Origin of the sequence: Paenibacillus azoreducens, from assembly GCF_021654775.1 — a bacterium.
GTDB classification, from domain to species: Bacteria; Bacillota; Bacilli; order Paenibacillales; family Paenibacillaceae; genus Paenibacillus_AQ; species Paenibacillus_AQ azoreducens.
In genome coordinates, this window is sequence record NZ_AP025343.1 from 2,043,526 (window position 1) to 2,060,952 (window position 17,427).

Below are 17,427 nucleotides of genomic sequence, written 5' to 3' on the forward strand. Positions count from 1 at the left end.
CTATTAAAAGCCGGATAGTTTTTAAGAGAAAAAAAGTTTTAAAAAAAGCTTGCAAATCTCTGAAAAACATGATATATTATAAAAGTTGCCGCTGAGATAATGCGGTGAATAAAATGAAAGATTTTGATCTTTGAAAACTGAACAACGAGTGAGATAAGGGTTTCGCAACGAAACCAAAACGCGAGATTGTCGGGTTCATGACAGCTGTCTGAATCGATGATCAAGCAAATGAGAATTAATTTCTCGTCAGATTCAAAATGAGTCACAAACTTTCTTGGAGAGTTTGATCCTGGCTCAGGACGAACGCTGGCGGCGTGCCTAATACATGCAAGTCGAGCGGACTTGATGAGGAGCTTGCTCCTCAGATGGTTAGCGGCGGACGGGTGAGTAACACGTAGGCAACCTGCCTGCAAGACCGGGATAACTAGCGGAAACGTTAGCTAATACCGGATAATTTATCGCTTTGCATGAAGCGATAATGAAAGACGGAGCAATCTGTCACTTGCAGATGGGCCTGCGGCGCATTAGCTAGTTGGTGAGGTAACGGCTCACCAAGGCGACGATGCGTAGCCGACCTGAGAGGGTGAACGGCCACACTGGGACTGAGACACGGCCCAGACTCCTACGGGAGGCAGCAGTAGGGAATCTTCCGCAATGGGCGAAAGCCTGACGGAGCAACGCCGCGTGAGTGATGAAGGTTTTCGGATCGTAAAGCTCTGTTGCCAGGGAAGAACGACCGTTAGAGTAACTGCTAACGGAGTGACGGTACCTGAGAAGAAAGCCCCGGCTAACTACGTGCCAGCAGCCGCGGTAATACGTAGGGGGCAAGCGTTGTCCGGAATTATTGGGCGTAAAGCGCGCGCAGGCGGTCGCTTAAGTCTGGTGTTTAAGGCCAAGGCTCAACCTTGGTTCGCACTGGAAACTGGGTGACTTGAGTGCAGAAGAGGAGAGTGGAATTCCACGTGTAGCGGTGAAATGCGTAGAGATGTGGAGGAACACCAGTGGCGAAGGCGACTCTCTGGGCTGTAACTGACGCTGAGGCGCGAAAGCGTGGGGAGCAAACAGGATTAGATACCCTGGTAGTCCACGCCGTAAACGATGAATGCTAGGTGTTAGGGGTTTCGATACCCTTGGTGCCGAAGTTAACACATTAAGCATTCCGCCTGGGGAGTACGGTCGCAAGACTGAAACTCAAAGGAATTGACGGGGACCCGCACAAGCAGTGGAGTATGTGGTTTAATTCGAAGCAACGCGAAGAACCTTACCAGGTCTTGACATCCCTCTGATCGGTCTAGAGATAGACCTTTCCTTCGGGACAGAGGAGACAGGTGGTGCATGGTTGTCGTCAGCTCGTGTCGTGAGATGTTGGGTTAAGTCCCGCAACGAGCGCAACCCTTGATTTTAGTTGCCAGCACTTTAAGGTGGGCACTCTAGAATGACTGCCGGTGACAAACCGGAGGAAGGCGGGGATGACGTCAAATCATCATGCCCCTTATGACCTGGGCTACACACGTACTACAATGGCCAGTACAACGGGAAGCGAAGTCGCGAGATGGAGCCAATCCTATCAAAGCTGGTCTCAGTTCGGATTGCAGGCTGCAACTCGCCTGCATGAAGTCGGAATTGCTAGTAATCGCGGATCAGCATGCCGCGGTGAATACGTTCCCGGGTCTTGTACACACCGCCCGTCACACCACGAGAGTTTACAACACCCGAAGTCGGTGAGGTAACCGCAAGGAGCCAGCCGCCGAAGGTGGGGTAGATGATTGGGGTGAAGTCGTAACAAGGTAGCCGTATCGGAAGGTGCGGCTGGATCACCTCCTTTCTATGGAGTACCTCGCTTCCGTAGCGAAGCGGTACAAATAATAACGGTCAGCGAAAGCTGCCGGATCACTTTGCGAATGCAAAGTAACCATCTCACTCGTTGCTCAGTTTTGAGAGAGCAAACACTCTTTCAAATCGCCGATTCTGTTCATTCCACTTGTGAGAATGACATGAGAGCCGGTCTTGATCCTTGAAAACTAGATAACGAAACGAATTTGCGTTTTAGAAATATCCTTTTAGCTGCTTGTGTCTTCATTGTAAGACCAAGTAAAAAAAAAGTAGCAGCGAAGGTTTTGAGATCAGCGATCCTTTGCGAGCTTGTTTCCACCTTGATTTAATTCAATCGAGAAACAAGCGAACAACAGAGCGATGAGCGCAAAACCAGAGCGAACATGGTTAAGCTACTAAGAGCACACGGAGGATGCCTAGGCGCTAGGAGCCGATGAAGGACGTGGCGAACAACGATACTGCCTCGGGGAGCTGTAAGCAAGCTTTGATCCGGGGATGTCCGAATGGGGAAACCCGGCTGGTGTAATAGCCAGTCACTCACATCTGAATACATAGGGTGTGAAGAGGCATACCAGGGGAACTGAAACATCTAAGTACCCTGAGGAAGAGAAAACAATAGTGATTCCGTCAGTAGCGGCGAGCGAACGCGGATTAGCCTAAACCGGTCAGCTTGCTGGCCGGGGTTGTGGGACGTCTCACATGGAGTTACAAAGGAATTGGTTAGGCGAAGAGGTCTGGAAAGGCCCGGCATAGAAGGTAAAAGCCCTGTAGCCGAAAGTCAGTTCCCTCCGAGACGGATCCCGAGTAGTGCGGGGCACGTGAAACCCCGTATGAATCTGCCAGGACCATCTGGTAAGGCTAAATACTCCCTAGCGACCGATAGTGAAACAGTACCGTGAGGGAAAGGTGAAAAGCACCCCGGAAGGGGAGTGAAATAGAACCTGAAACCGTGTGCTTACAAGAAGTCAGAGCCCGATCTATGGGTGATGGCGTGCCTTTTGTAGAATGAACCGGCGAGTTACGTTCCCGTGCAAGGTTAAGGTGAGAAGCCGTAGCCGCAGCGAAAGCGAGTCTGAATAGGGCGACTTAGTACGTGGGCGTAGACCCGAAACCGTGTGATCTACCCCTGTCCAGGGTGAAGGTGCGGTAACACGCACTGGAGGCCCGAACCCACGAATGTTGAAAAATTCGGGGATGAGGTGGGGGTAGCGGAGAAATTCCAATCGAACTCGGAGATAGCTGGTTCTCCCCGAAATAGCTTTAGGGCTAGCCTCGGTGGGACAGTCGTGGAGGTAGAGCACTGATTGGGTGCGGGGCCCGCAAGGGTTACCAAGCTCAGTCAAACTCCGAATGCCATAGACTGATTAACCGGGAGTCAGACAGTGAGTGCTAAGATCCATTGTCAAAAGGGAAACAGCCCAGACCATCAGCTAAGGTCCCCAAGTGTGTGTTAAGTGGGAAAGGATGTGGAGTTGCACAGACAACCAGGATGTTGGCTTAGAAGCAGCCACCATTTAAAGAGTGCGTAATAGCTCACTGGTCGAGTGACTCTGCGCCGAAAATGTAACGGGGCTAAACACACCACCGAAGCTATGGCTTGATACGTAAGTATCAGGGGTAGGGGAGCGTTGTGTACAGCGTTGAAGGTGTACTGGAAAGAGCGCTGGAGCGTACACAAGTGAGAATGCCGGTATGAGTAACGAAAAGATCAGTGAGAATCTGATCCGCCGAAAGCCCAAGGTTTCCTGAGGAAGGCTCGTCCGCTCAGGGTAAGTCGGGACCTAAGGCGAGGCCGAAAGGCGTAGTCGAAGGACAACAGGTTGAAATTCCTGTACCACCGTAAACCGCTACGAGCGATGGGGTGACGCAGGAGGGTAGTGACGCGAGCTGATGGATGCTCGTCCAAGCAGTGAGGCTGATGTGTAGGCAAATCCGCACATCGTAAGGCTGGGCTGTGACGGGGAGGGAAAATTACAGTACCGAAGGTCATGATCTCACACTGCCAAGAAAAGCCTCTAGCCAGGTGAAGGTGCCCGTACCGCAAACCGACACAGGTAGGCGAGAAGAGAATTCTAAGGCGCGCGGAAGAACTCTCGTTAAGGAACTCGGCAAAATGACCCCGTAACTTCGGGAGAAGGGGTGCCCCGGTAGTGTGAATAGCACGAGGGGGCCGCAGTGAAAAGGCCCAAGCGACTGTTTAGCAAAAACACAGGTCTGTGCGAAGCCGTAAGGCGAAGTATACGGGCTGACGCCTGCCCGGTGCTGGAAGGTTAAGGGGAGCGGTTAGGAGCAATCCGAAGCTGTGAACCGAAGCCCCAGTAAACGGCGGCCGTAACTATAACGGTCCTAAGGTAGCGAAATTCCTTGTCAGGTAAATTCTGACCCGCACGAATGGCGTAACGACTTGGGCGCTGTCTCAACGAGAGATCCGGTGAAATTTTAATACCTGTGAAGATGCAGGTTACCCGCGACAAGACGGAAAGACCCCATGGAGCTTTACTGCAGCTTGATATTGGATTTGGGTACGATCTGTACAGGATAGGTGGGAGCCTTTGAAGCCTGAGCGCCAGCTTAGGTGGAGGCGCCGTTGGGATACCACCCTGATCGTATCTAGGTTCTAACCTGGTACCGTAATCCGGTGCGGGGACAGTGTCAGGTGGGCAGTTTGACTGGGGCGGTCGCCTCCTAAAGAGTAACGGAGGCGCCCCAAGGTTCCCTCAGAATGGTTGGAAATCATTCGAAGAGTGCAAAGGCAGAAGGGAGCTTGACTGCGAGACCTACAAGTCGAGCAGGGACGAAAGTCGGGCTTAGTGATCCGGTGGTACCGCATGGAAGGGCCATCGCTCAACGGATAAAAGCTACCCTGGGGATAACAGGCTTATCTCCCCCAAGAGTCCACATCGACGGGGAGGTTTGGCACCTCGATGTCGGCTCATCGCATCCTGGGGCTGAAGTAGGTCCCAAGGGTTGGGCTGTTCGCCCATTAAAGCGGTACGCGAGCTGGGTTCAGAACGTCGTGAGACAGTTCGGTCCCTATCTGTCGTGGGCGTAGGAAATTTGAGAGGAGCTGTCCTTAGTACGAGAGGACCGGGATGGACGTACCGCTGGTGCACCAGTTGTTCCGCCAGGAGCATGGCTGGGTAGCTACGTACGGAAGGGATAAGCGCTGAAAGCATCTAAGCGTGAAGCCCCCCTCAAGATGAGATTTCCCAACTAGTAAGACCCCTTGAAGACGACGAGGTAGATAGGTTGGAGGTGGAAGTGCAGCAATGCATGGAGCTGACCAATACTAATCGGTCGAGGGCTTATCCTAAATTACCCCAAAAAGTGAAGCGTATGCTTCGCGGATGATTCCGATTACTTTTCGGGGGCCCCGGGAACAAAACCGGGAAATGCTACGGAGAACTTTAAAACGCAAAACGTTTCGTATCTAGTTTTCAGGTGATCAAACATCTGAACTGATTTTTAAAGCTGCATGTCCTTTCTAAGGATGGATATTTTGCCGGTGAGTAATCATCGAAGCAAAGGCAGCGCAAAAATCCTGTTTGGTGGCGATGGCGGAGGGGTTCCACGCGTACCCATCCCGAACACGACCGTTAAGCCCTCCAGCGCCGATGGTACTTGGACCGAAGGGTCCTGGGAGAGTAGGACGCCGCCAAGCATACATATTCCCTGATAGCTCAGTTGGTAGAGCACTCGACTGTTAATCGAGTTGTCACAGGTTCGAGTCCTGTTCGGGGAGCCATTTACGGCCCGTTGGTCAAGGGGTTAAGACACCTCCCTTTCACGGAGGTAACAGGGGTTCGAATCCCCTACGGGTCACCATTTACTACTTTAGATTCAACTGGGGATGAGAATCCAATAGGGTTCGTCGGAGCGTCAACTTCGGTAGCGCCGCTTCGTAGTCTCGAACGAAGTGAGAGTATCCCCTACGGGTCACCATTTACTACTTTAGCTTCATCATGGAGGCTTAGCTCAGCTGGGAGAGCATCTGCCTTACAAGCAGAGGGTCGGGGGTTCGATCCCCTCAGCCTCCACCATAATTATATCAACGAAGTTTTTTAATGACGCGGGGTGGAGCAGCTCGGTAGCTCGTCGGGCTCATAACCCGAAGGCCGCAGGTTCAAATCCTGCCCCCGCAATTAACCTTCCTTACATAGGAAAGTGCCTCTGTGGAACCGTGGTGTAGAGGCCTAACATGCCTGCCTGTCACGCAGGAGATCGCGGGTTCGAATCCCGTCGGTTCCGCCATTATTGAATTACTTCAGGGATGAGAATCCGTATATCGGGTTCGTCGGAGCGACGACTTCGTTAGCACTGCTTCGCAGTCTCGAACGAAGTGAGAGTATCCCGTCGGTTCCGCCATTCTTTGCGAATTCAATTTTCTCATTGAGAGCCATTAGCTCAGTTGGTAGAGCACCTGACTTTTAATCAGGGTGTCGAAGGTTCGAGTCCTTCATGGCTCACCAGTTTTACTTATTGCTTTTGCGGACGTGGCTCAGCGGTAGAGCATCGCCTTGCCAAGGCGAGGGTCGCGGGTTCGATTCCCGTCGTCCGCTCCAATATATGCGCCCTTAGCTCAGCTGGATAGAGCGTTTGACTACGAATCAAAAGGTCAGGAGTTCGAATCTCTTAGGGCGCGCTTTATAAGCCGGTGTGGCGGAATTGGCAGACGCGCGCGACTCAAAATCGTGAGGGAAACCGTGGGGGTTCGAGTCCCTTCACCGGCATTATATTTCATTTCGGGATGTAGCTCAGCTTGGTAGAGCACCTGGTTTGGGACCAGGGGGTCGCATGTTCAAATCGTGTCATCCCGATTTCAAAGCCATCGAAATTATTCGATGGCTTTTTGTTGTATAAATCCGTTGTCCCCAGGCAAAAATAAGATAAAAAGACAGGGAATAGAAGGGGATTATCGTGAATGCATCTTGGATCAAAAAGAAGCTGCAGAAACAATGGCGTCGGTGGAGACGCCGGTCTTTAACGTTGGGATTATCTTCACTGGTCGTTGCGATGGTGTGGGTCAGCATGTATTTGCCTGATAAAGTTCAAAGCCTGCTAAGCAGCACACCGCCAGTAGCTATAGAAACGCTTCAACAATATCAGCAATCCGAAGGGGTGGATAAGTCGGCGGATCCAAACTTTTGGAATGAACTCAACAAATACAAACAAATCAATGAGGTCGTGGTCCGCCATAGTTATGTTTGCGGAGTAGAAGAACGCGCATTAGGCAAATTAAACACGGATGAAATTTATAATCTTCTCAATGAACATCCGACCTGGAAAGGGCAATTCGAAGGCCAGGGAAAAGTTGTATTGAACGAAACCATTCCGGACCTATCGCCGACGTGTAAACAACGGGCATACATGAGCATGGACAAGGACGGGAATTTATCTTTATTTGATGGCCCTCCTGAACAGGAAAAGGTGATCAGGACGTTTTTCCAATTGGATATTAATTCGCTAGAGTCCTCGTTACCCGAAGATGCTTTGAGACATCTGTACGATGGCATTCGTATTCAAGATATTGATGAATATAACAGCGTATTGTCCACATTCAGTGATTATGCACGAAAAGGTTAGACCTCCGTTACTTCTTTAGTTATGCTTCCATCCAAATCCGTAAAATCAAGATCCGCTCCCGGAATCACCGGGGGTGGATTTTTTTGATTTGCAATATTAATACTGTCGAACAAAGTCGTAACGTCCCTTCGGATAATTGACGTGAGGTCGGTTCATTAAACTTTTGGGACTCTTATCTCTTGGGAGAATAATATCTAAATATATTGGAAGAATTGAACAAATTATGAAATGTATATTTTTTATAGGAATATAGTAACTATTTGCGTTGACTTTTCCAAGGGGTAAATAGTAAAGTTCTTTGTAGAGGCTAGCTTATTTGATCAAACAGATATCCGGATAACAAACAGCGCCATTCTCTAAACCCAATAGAATAAAAGGATTTGGTCGTTTTGAACAGTTGTGATTTGCTATTGCTGATCGATTTAATGCAAGGAATAGACTACGATGATGCCGTTTTATGCACGGGGCTAAACAACCAGTTGTTCATGAGTAACTATGCAGATAAACAGTTATTTATGCTTCAAGGCAGAGGTATTCTTTTCGTTGACGACCTTCTTAAGCGCTTACATATAAACCACGAGATTTTAACAATCGACGAACTTCTCCAATTTGACAAAAACTTGTTGAATCAAGTATTGATTATCCTTCCGCACATCGACTTCGACAAAATTCAGCACTTTCAAAAAAATGTTGTTCAATTTATCAATCTGTATAGCTCATACACTGTTACCTCTATTAATGATGGAGAGATCGTATTAAGGGGGGTGGAAGAAGATGAATTCATAACCAAGAGGCTTAGCCTGAGAGATTTCTACCATTTATCCAATACGAAGATTAAGCCACTCTATGTATCCCAACGGATTGTTTACATACGAGATACTTTTGTCCCCCAAGAAATGATTACAGAATGTCTGGCAAACAATCTAAGGGAATTACTTGTGGACGACACCTACTTTGATGAAAAAGGAGGGTGGACTAGAGGTATTTCATTTTACGATGCAGTGAAGGACAAATTAATTGAAGGTTGGGATGATGATTTTAATAAAGTGAGTAAATTTGTTTTTTTTCAAAGCATGCTTAACGGAAGTTCCTTTTTTTACAGAAGAGAATTTTCCAATGCTCTAAAAAATAAATATCTTGTTGATGAAGAGATTATAAACCTCTTATATCAATCAGGAAATCTTTGGAGGAAATTGGGGAGATATTTAAGAGGACTCGTTGTTGAAAACAAACCGTTAGATAAACTATTTATCGAACATACTTTGACTGACATCAAGAACATAGAAACGTACACATTTAATAAAATGATTACCAATATGACGATTAAGGTGTGAAACTATGTTATTTAAAATTGAAGAAGGTCTTTGGTTTGATAATGAACACGTAGCAATTTACAAAGCGAAAGAATTACACCCGGACATGCTTAAAAATAAGAACCAACCTTCCGTCGGTGACGGTATCGAAAAAAGACGTGAAGATTGGAGACCCACCCTTATCTTTCTTTCAACGACCACATGTAATTTGCGATGTAAATATTGTTTTGCCGACTGTGGATCTTTCGGTGTGATTAATGAGAAAAAATCCTTTTCCTTCGATGATTATGTACAGGCGTATACGAAAATGTACAGTATGTTTGACGGAATATCATCGATATCTTTCTTTGGGGGCGAGCCGTTAATTAATTTCAAAGAAATAAGAAAATTTGTAAAGTACTTATATTCAACTTATAGCAAAGATCGGATTCCAAGCTTATCGGTGAATACCAATGCAACAATTATGAATCCTGAAATTATGGCTTTTCTAAAAGAATACAACTTCATAATCGGGACAAGCGTAGATGGTCCTAAAGCGGCTCATGATAGCAATCGAATAAGAGTGAATCAGTCAGGAACCTACGATCAGGTGATTGATAACTTGAAACAAATCAAAGAAAATGATTTGAACATAATTACCCAGTATACGTTTACGAAGCAGCATCTGGATCTATATGAAAAAGGAATGGCTAAAGAATGGTATGAGGGCATGGAGAGCCTGCCCATTAATAATTATGATCTAATACCTGTAAGCACAGCAGATATGCGCCACAGAATAGATATGAAGGACCCCGAAACGGTTCAAAAGTATACCGATTATTGTGAAGAAACGGCTGAATATTATCTCAATAAAATTTTAAACGAAGACATTTCCAAGGTGCCAAGAATGTTCATGGGATTATTCCTTAGAATCATGACCAGAACAGTACACAGGGATTGTTCAGCTGGATATTCCTTCTCAATCACTCCTGACGGGAACGTATTTCCTTGCCATGGTTTCGCCGGCAACCCTGAATTTGCAATAAATATGAATGATTTAAATGCGGAAGATGATTTCTCCAATAATCCTTGGTTCAAAAAGGTAAGAGAGATGAATCGCCTGAAAGTGACAAAATGTCAAGATTGTATTTCAAAAACAGTATGTGGCGCGTGGTGCAAAGCATTGGTCTTTAATGTTAAGGGAGAATTGAATGATGTGCTAGAGGAACGTTGCTTACTGATCAATACGTACACACGCAAAATCGTATCATTTCTGGTTCATGAGTATCCGAATCATAAAGAACAAATTAACAGAAAGGTGATTGAATATAATAGGGCTCAAAAGGAGCTTGAAGTAGCGTATGAGAGTTAGAGAAGATGTATGCTACTGTTTGAACAGGACTCTATTAGGGAAGAAACTAATGATTGGGATTAAAGAGAAAAATAGTTTTGTGACATTCAGCGGGGATTATGTATCCAAAGTGACCGACTTTATCGACAAATATAAACGCGAGGATATTCCGACTGAAGATCTTAGCGACGAGGACATAAAAATATGCAAAAGCTTAGATAAGATCGGATACTTGGACACATCCGTGGTATCTAGCAAAGAGACCTTTAATGAATTTAAAAAAATGGGGAAGGTATTATTTCGAATATGTCCCAAGAATAGCAGCTCTAAAGCCATTGGAAATAATAAGTTTGGCGCATGGGCCTTTATTTTGAGCGCGATCTTTATGGCTGGCTTCTGTTACTTTAATAGAAACTATATGCCTGCAAACATCGATTATGTGAACATGAGGATTTGGGAGATTTTATTAACAATAATCCTTTTTCCTCCATTAATAATGGCGTTTCATGAGCTTGGCCACTGTATCGCAGCTTGGTTTCAAGGGGTCAAAATAGCAAGCATCAGTTTAGGCTGGTTTTTTATCTATCCCCTTGTGTTAGTCCAATATCTCGGCATAAATCTAGAGACTCAGCGTCAAAAGCTGATTGTCATCGCTGGTGGCGTATACATGAACTTGCTCATGGCGGCAATTGGCGTCGGGTTGAAAGCATTCTTTCCAACAGTTTTTTTTGGGGCTGTCATTGATATATGGATTCTAGCTAATATTAGCACAATCATTACAAATGTTGGCTTGTTTGGCATGACAGATGGATACTTTATGTTTACTACTGTTGTGGGTGTGATGGATTTAAGGATGAAGGGCTATAAATATCTCAATTCAAAATTACGCAAAGCTAGAATAAATCTCAGGAATACCTACAGGCTGTGCGGGTGGTTATTAATCGGCCTCTATCTAAATGGAATAGTCAACATATATATACAGATCAATTATATTTCGAGTCTCTTTCATATTACGAAATGGATTATGTACGTCGTTTTATCGGTATTCGTTGCCTTGATGTCTATTAAATTTCTTCAACGAGTAAAGAAAGCTTTTTAATCCGTTAAAAAACAGCGTTATCTGCTGTTTTTTATAATCCCAAATAAACTGTAAAGGAGGGGGGAATAGGATGACCAACAATGAAAAAAACGTCGAAATGGAAGTCTTTGATCTGGAATTATTCGAAGAAGTTGAAGAAATCGTCACAGCTAGTTGGACGGGATGCGCAAGCTGCTGCAATTGATAACGTCATTTCCATCATAAGATTTCGGAATGTTTAGCTTAGACTGTAAAGAATAAAAAGGAGGGATAGGGTATGGCATTAAATCATGAAGAAAACGTCGAGATGGAAGCCTTTGAGCTGGAATTATTCGAAGAAGTTGAAGAAATCGTCACAGCTAGCTGGACGGGATGCGCAAACTGCTGCAATTAATAACGTCATTTCCATCATAAGTAGTCGGAATGTAAAGCTTACGCTGTAAAACGAATAAAAAGGAGGGATAGAGTATGGCAGTAAATCATGAAGAAAAAGTCGAAATGGAAGTCTTTGATCTGGAACTATTCGAAGAAGTTGAAGAGATCGTCACAGCTAGCTGGACGGGATGCGTAAGCTGCTGCAGCTAATCTGTAAACATGCCGCGTTCGCTTTCTTCCTCAGATGTTAATTCTACATGGATATTGGATTGACAATCTGAGGAGACTGCGGACAGGGATTACCCCGAAGCACTAAGGATATCTCCTTTTCGAATCTAACGTCTTAACCAGAGAAGGTGAAAGAGTGAAAAGCATCATGTGGAACCTACAAAAAAACAATAAAAAACAAATCTTCGTTTCGATCATAACATCGATTATGAATCTCATTGTAATAAGTGTATTTTCCATGTTAGTGGTGGAGATTTTGAATGTAAGAGAACAAACGAAGGTTATTTCAAGAGACGAAAATATGATGACGTATTTAACGGCGTTGATTGTCATATCGCTTATGATTATATTGTTCTCTCTATGGGTGATCAGAATCGTTCATCAGAGTTTATTTCATGCCAGAAAGGAATTTAATATACAACTTCGATTGGCAGGGATATCAGCCAAGCAATTAGTTGAGCTATATATGAAGGAAGCCTTGCCGGCGCAAATCATCGTTGTTCCAATCGGCATTGTTTTAGCGGAAGCTGCGTTCCATTGGATCAGTATTCAAAATGATATGTCCGTAGCATGGATAAATGCCCCGATTTTGATTGGTTCCGTTATGATGCATCTTTTAACAATAACAATTTGCTTAGCTATCACGTTTAGGAAATTGGTCAGATTCGATCCGGTAGAGGAGCTCCGGAGTCCGTACAAAGCAGGGCGAGTCAGAAAGCTGACAAAGACAGACCTGATTAAGGGGATAATTGGAATCGCTTTGATTTTATCAGGATTGATCTTCAAAACGGACGACAATCCGCTTGTACAGTTCTTGCCTTTAATCGGTGCTTTTTTAATATTTGATCTCATTCTCATCAGTGTTCAATACATATTAAAATTTATCGGGGTGAAAATGAAAATATTACCCCTTTATATGAGCCATGGGAACACTTTGGGAAACTACAAAAAAATAGATCCGATTCTTTCGACTCTAATTGTTGGGATTATGGTAAGCATAGGTCTTATGGGTATGTTTAACACTGCGAGAGTCATAACTAGAGAAACAGTGGAACAAAATGTATATTTTCAGCATATGATCGTGAATGAGCAGGTTAAACAAAGGATGACGGAAGAAGATTATCGTACCAAAATCAAAATGATCGACCCTAACGCTAAAGTTGCCTATGGCATTAATCTGGAAGCGAAAGATAAGGATGACGTTGTTAACACCGTTTTTGGAATTGATCCTGATTACATAAAATATGGGGAAAAGTTCGCCTTAACGGATGGAACAGATCCAACGATGAATTTAAGCAATGAAAATTTCAATGGAATATATTTGCCGAATTATTTTATTCCAGACAAGGATATTGGCAGCGACTACAAGCTGACGTTAAACGGCCATACAATGAATTTTGTTGTCGAGGGAAGGTTTATAGCCAATGGGAGCAGAGGAAGATATGGCTTTGTAAGCAAGGCATATCTGCAAAAATTAATGGGGCAAGCCGACCTGGTTAACTCAATGTATATTTTTGAGGGGAATGAGAAACTGGTCAGCAGTATGAGAGAGGACCCGAATGTTCTCCATCAAACGTATTTAGAGAAGGAAAGCATAGCGAATAATAGCTATAAAAATGCGATAAAAGGGACCGAGATATTTCAATTGTCATCTTTTGCAGTCGTCATGATTTCTGTTTTGATGCTTATACATTTTTTAACCACGACCTCTAGTAATAATGTGTTTGATATAAGCAGGTTTAGAGCCTTGGGAGTCCCTTCGAAAACATTAAAGATATCCTATATCGGGCAAGTTGCCAGTATTGTTACCCAATCCTTCCTGTTTGGAACCGTATTGGCTTATGCGTTCATAAGTGTGGGAATCACGATGGTTCTGGAGTATATCGATGTTCAAGTAGATCCCGTTATACCATGGGGCCCGGTTCTGATGACTTACCTGATCGTATTGACAGTCGGTCTTGTCGCGGCAGGCTTGTCTATTAAAAAGGCATTTCGGCCCGATTATACCAATCATTTAACGATACTAAATTAGGTTTGGAGAATATGTATGAAGAAATCGAGTATAGTTGCACGCAATTTGACGTATACCGTTTTTGAGGGAAGTGGCGAGAGAAATATCCTGAACCACATCGACTGCGAGATTGAAAGCAGCACATTGACAACGGTTACCGGCCCTTCAGGCTCGGGAAAAACGACTTTCATGTATGCGCTTGCGGGTTTGCTGAACATTTCCGAGGGAGAGGTGCTCTACTCTGACAACTCGATCTACAAATTAAAGCAAAATGATAGAGATCTGTTCAGATTAGAGAACATTAGTTTTATTTATCAGCACTTGAATTTATTTGGTTTTATGAATGTCGAAGAAAATATAACGCTTAATTACACGCTTCGAAAAAAGAAGATAACCCCGGAAATCAGCCAGAAAATAGATTGGTATTTAGAACTAATGAAGCTGGGGAAAATCAGAAAAAAGGAAATCCAATCTTTATCCGGCGGGGAAAAACAACGAATAGCGATTATCCGAGCTTTTATTTCTAAAGCGGAATTTATTTTTGCTGATGAACCAACTGGAAATTTGGACTATAAGAATAGCCTTTTATTTATGGAATGTCTGAAAGATATTATGAAGGAAAATCATTCAACCGTTATTTTAGTTACGCATAATAAAGAAATTAATGACTATGGGGATCAAAAAATAACATTAATGGATGGGAATATTATCTAGTATGGAGGCGGTCGTATGAATAATGTGAATGAAAGATGTAAAGAAGTGTTGGATATGCTGATAGATGCTCTGGGATTAGAGGATGTAGATAAAGATAACGTTAATTATGATGCACCTTTGTTTTTAAGCCAGGACACAAAAAATGAGGGCTTGGGGTTGGATTCGGTAGATGCTTTGGAAATTGTTGTAGCATTGCGGTCGAAATACAATTTGAAATTGAAGGACGAAGATAAAGGAGCGATGAGAAGTATTTCGACACTTGCAGCATTCATAGATAGCCATGTAAATCAAACGGTGGTGTAAGTGATGGAAACGAGGAGAGTCGTCGTAACGGGAATGAGCGTAATCGCAGCTAATGGTAACGATAAAAATGAATTTTTTGAAAACTCGCTAAATGGGGTAGGCGGAATACGAAAAACGAATCTTTTCCCGTCTGATCAATTGAGGACAGATTATTTTGGACAAGTTCAGAAGGAATATGTGTATGAGATCCAATCCGCTCAACAGGATACAAGATTGGAAAATATTTTTGATGATTTATGTACGGATTTATTATTGGATTCAGGAATCACGGTAGACGATATAAGAGGGTTTGGTTATAAGGCCGGATTTTCATTTGCAACTTCAGTAGGTACAAATGATTATACAACCGCACATGTCAAGGGGATCCTTGTAAATGCTCTTTCCAAAAGCAATCTTCATAAATTACCGGTAAAACTGGGGATTCAGGGTCCGATCTTTACAAATACATCAGCCTGCTCAGCTGGAACAACGGCTATTGGAACCGGGTTTTCGTTAATCAAAGCGGGGAATGCCGACATGGTTGTTGCCGGAGGAATAGATCCCTTAACAGAATTCTCAAGTTATGGCTTCCATGCTTTGCAAAGCTTAAGTAAAGAACCGTGTAAACCGTTTGATAAGAATAGAAGCGGCATATCTATAGGAGAGGGAGGAGCTCTTTTTTTACTGGAAGAATTACAAGCTGCGAAGAGCCGGAATGCAAAAATTTATGGTGAAATCATTGGATACGGATTAGGAAATGATGCATACCATCCAACAAGCCCAGACCCAACAGGCAAGGGGGCTTATCGAGTTATGAGCCAGGCGATCGAACAATCCGGATTGGCATCCGAAGATATCTACTATATCAACGCGCATGGTACAGGAACCGTTCTTAATGATGAAATGGAAGTTAAGGCTATGAATGAGCTGGGCGGAAATTATTATGTATCTTCAACGAAATCGTTAATAGGGCATTGTCTTGCTGCGGCAGGTGCGATCGAAATGGCGGCGACGGTTCTATGCGTATCTGAAGGAGCTGTTTTTCCAACCATTAACAGTATGGATGTTGAATTCGATCATCCGAAGATAACATTCGTGAAGGATAAAGGTATAAAACAACCAGTAAAATACGCACTTTCAAACTCTTTTGCATTTGGCGGCAATGCTGCAAGTATTCTAATTGGAGCGTACAAAGATGAGTAATGAAACGATAAAATACAATGTTAGCATTGCTCCTAGATTTGAAGATATGGACGCATACGGAATTATACATCATAGTCGATATTTGATCTATGCCGAAGAAGCAAAGCTGGCTTTTATGAAAGACCCCAAGTTTTTTGCAACCGATGTTGCAGCAGCATATGATAAATTTCTAGTCACGGAAGTAAACATAAAGTACATCAGATCTGTGAAGTATTTCGCTAATACATTACTTGACATTGAACTTCAATTTTCAATAGAAAATGAAGTGAAAATACGATTTGATTTTGCCATTTATCAAAATAAATCCGTTGCCTGCAGAGGTTATTCAATTCATGTTGTAACGGATCATGACAATAGATTAAGGCTGGAATTACCTGTTTCATTGAAGAATAGATATCAAGAGCTTATTTCGCAGGGGGAAAGAAGTTGATATGGATATAAATATAATGACAACTGGAATGGTGACACCTGCCGGAAATGATGAAAATACAATATGGACGAATATAATTGGCAACAAAACAGCGACTCAATTAAATAAGAAAATTAGCTTTACATCGGTGGTGTCTCCCGGAAAAGCAAGGAAGATGAGCAGATTTTCTCAATTGGGCTTATGCGCAGCTGTATCAAGTGTGAATAACATCGGCGATGCTTTTGCACAAATGGATAGAAACAGAGTGGGGGCTATTTTTACGACCGGTTACGGTCCTTTGGAGACGAATCTGGAGTTTGCCAAACAGATGATTCAGGATGAACCGGATTTTTGCAGTCCGACCGTATTTATGAACACCGTTCATAATGCTTGTTTAGGAAATATAGCGATGGAGTTGAAAATTACAGGCCCAAGTACAATGTTATTAGGCTCCAATCATTTTATGCTGTCAAAACTGATACTTGAAGAGAACAAGGCTGATTTAATCCTTGCCGGTTCAATAGAAGAATATAATGAGGAGTTAAAAGAGTCGCTCGAAGAAAATGGTCTGAAATCGAGTGACATTGGTGAAGCTTCTATCGTTTTTGGATTAGCCAGAGCTTCAAAAGACAGAAGTGACAATATTAAATTGACTGAAGTCGTTTCATTTGGATTGGGTTTTAATCCTTATGAGCATATAACGGAAGATAAAGTGAAGGAAAGTCGCTTGGGTGATTATTTGAAAGTTTTTTTTGAAAATAACCAAGTAGATGCCGTAATCATAAATGATAGAACTTCTGCCCTTGGACAATTTGAATATGAATTTTTGTCTGATCGAGCTGCCAAATGCATCATCATCGATAAATGTAATGATTTTTTTGGAAATGTTCTAGGATGCGACTTAGGACTAAAGCTGCTTGTAGCCAAATTATGTCTTGAGAACAATACGATACCGCCCAGTCTAAATACTAAACAGTTACAATATTCTTGCTTTGGCAAAGTGGCTGTATTATCAACTGAAATTACCGGCAATTATTCTATTGCTGTTTTAGAGAAATAGCCCAGCAT

Annotated in this window: 10 protein-coding genes, 10 tRNA genes and 3 rRNA genes; all 23 read left to right on the forward strand. The window is 43.5% G+C overall.

Features of this window, described 5'->3' with window-relative positions; genetic code table 11:
- Positions 1-271 precede the first annotated feature (271 nt).
- The 23 genes from L6442_RS08715 to L6442_RS08825 all read left to right on the forward strand — a co-directional run bounded on the left by L6442_RS08715 (position 272) and on the right by L6442_RS08825 (position 17,419).
- A 16S ribosomal RNA gene (locus L6442_RS08715) occupies positions 272-1,825 on the forward strand.
- 393 nt (positions 1,826-2,218) lie between these two features.
- Positions 2,219-5,146, forward strand: a 23S ribosomal RNA gene (locus L6442_RS08720).
- A 231-nt stretch (positions 5,147-5,377) separates the two neighbouring features.
- Positions 5,378-5,494 (forward strand): 5S ribosomal RNA (gene rrf, locus L6442_RS08725).
- Together the 16S, 23S and 5S rRNA genes with 10 tRNA genes alongside form the textbook arrangement of a ribosomal RNA operon.
- 8 nt (positions 5,495-5,502) lie before the next feature.
- A tRNA-Asn gene (locus L6442_RS08730) sits at positions 5,503-5,578 on the forward strand.
- A gap of 5 nt (positions 5,579-5,583) precedes the next feature.
- Positions 5,584-5,658 (forward strand) — tRNA-Glu (locus tag L6442_RS08735).
- A 139-nt stretch (positions 5,659-5,797) separates the two neighbouring features.
- Positions 5,798-5,873 (forward strand) — tRNA-Val (locus L6442_RS08740).
- Positions 5,874-5,901: 28 nt separating this feature from the next.
- Positions 5,902-5,975, forward strand: a tRNA-Met gene (locus L6442_RS08745).
- A 32-nt stretch (positions 5,976-6,007) separates the two neighbouring features.
- Positions 6,008-6,084: transfer RNA gene (locus tag L6442_RS08750), tRNA-Asp, on the forward strand.
- Between the two features lie 142 nt (positions 6,085-6,226).
- Positions 6,227-6,302 (forward strand) — tRNA-Lys (locus L6442_RS08755).
- 18 nt (positions 6,303-6,320) lie between these two features.
- A tRNA-Gly gene (locus tag L6442_RS08760) sits at positions 6,321-6,395 on the forward strand.
- Between the two features lie 6 nt (positions 6,396-6,401).
- Positions 6,402-6,475, forward strand: a tRNA-Arg gene (locus L6442_RS08765).
- Positions 6,476-6,483: 8 nt separating this feature from the next.
- Positions 6,484-6,563, forward strand: a tRNA-Leu gene (locus L6442_RS08770).
- Between the two features lie 13 nt (positions 6,564-6,576).
- Positions 6,577-6,650, forward strand: a tRNA-Pro gene (locus L6442_RS08775).
- Between the two features lie 100 nt (positions 6,651-6,750).
- Complete coding sequence (locus L6442_RS08780; protein ID WP_237100271.1) at positions 6,751-7,416, forward strand: BofC C-terminal domain-containing protein; 666 nt, start codon at positions 6,751-6,753, stop codon at positions 7,414-7,416.
- A gap of 389 nt (positions 7,417-7,805) precedes the next feature.
- On the forward strand, positions 7,806-8,750 hold the full coding sequence (locus L6442_RS08785) for a hypothetical protein (protein WP_194232357.1): 945 nt from the start codon (positions 7,806-7,808) through the stop codon (positions 8,748-8,750).
- Between the two features lie 4 nt (positions 8,751-8,754).
- Positions 8,755-10,080, forward strand: a complete 1,326-nt coding sequence (locus tag L6442_RS08790) for a radical SAM/SPASM domain-containing protein (protein ID WP_194232356.1) — start codon at positions 8,755-8,757, stop codon at positions 10,078-10,080.
- Positions 10,081-10,129: 49 nt separating this feature from the next.
- The gene (locus L6442_RS08795) at positions 10,130-11,158 is read left to right on the forward strand and encodes a site-2 protease family protein (RefSeq protein ID WP_194232355.1); all 1,029 of its coding nucleotides are present in this window, start codon (positions 10,130-10,132) and stop codon (positions 11,156-11,158) included.
- A gap of 718 nt (positions 11,159-11,876) precedes the next feature.
- Positions 11,877-13,772, forward strand: a complete 1,896-nt coding sequence (locus tag L6442_RS08800) for an ABC transporter permease (protein WP_212979753.1) — start codon at positions 11,877-11,879, stop codon at positions 13,770-13,772.
- A 15-nt stretch (positions 13,773-13,787) separates the two neighbouring features.
- Complete coding sequence (locus tag L6442_RS08805; RefSeq protein WP_212979754.1) at positions 13,788-14,465, forward strand: ABC transporter ATP-binding protein; 678 nt, start codon at positions 13,788-13,790, stop codon at positions 14,463-14,465.
- 15 nt (positions 14,466-14,480) lie between these two features.
- Positions 14,481-14,768, forward strand: coding sequence for a phosphopantetheine-binding protein (locus tag L6442_RS08810; protein ID WP_194232352.1), 288 nt, complete (start codon positions 14,481-14,483; stop codon positions 14,766-14,768).
- Positions 14,769-14,771: 3 nt separating this feature from the next.
- A complete protein-coding gene (locus L6442_RS08815; protein ID WP_212979755.1) occupies positions 14,772-15,950 on the forward strand; it encodes a beta-ketoacyl-[acyl-carrier-protein] synthase family protein in 1,179 nt (392 codons plus the stop codon).
- Complete coding sequence (locus tag L6442_RS08820) at positions 15,943-16,380, forward strand: acyl-CoA thioesterase (protein ID WP_212979756.1); 438 nt, start codon at positions 15,943-15,945, stop codon at positions 16,378-16,380. Before L6442_RS08815 ends, L6442_RS08820 begins: the two co-directional genes overlap by 8 nt.
- Before the next feature lies 1 nt (position 16,381).
- Positions 16,382-17,419, forward strand: coding sequence for a beta-ketoacyl synthase N-terminal-like domain-containing protein (locus L6442_RS08825; RefSeq protein WP_212979757.1), 1,038 nt, complete (start codon positions 16,382-16,384; stop codon positions 17,417-17,419).
- Positions 17,420-17,427: the final 8 nt, after the last annotated feature.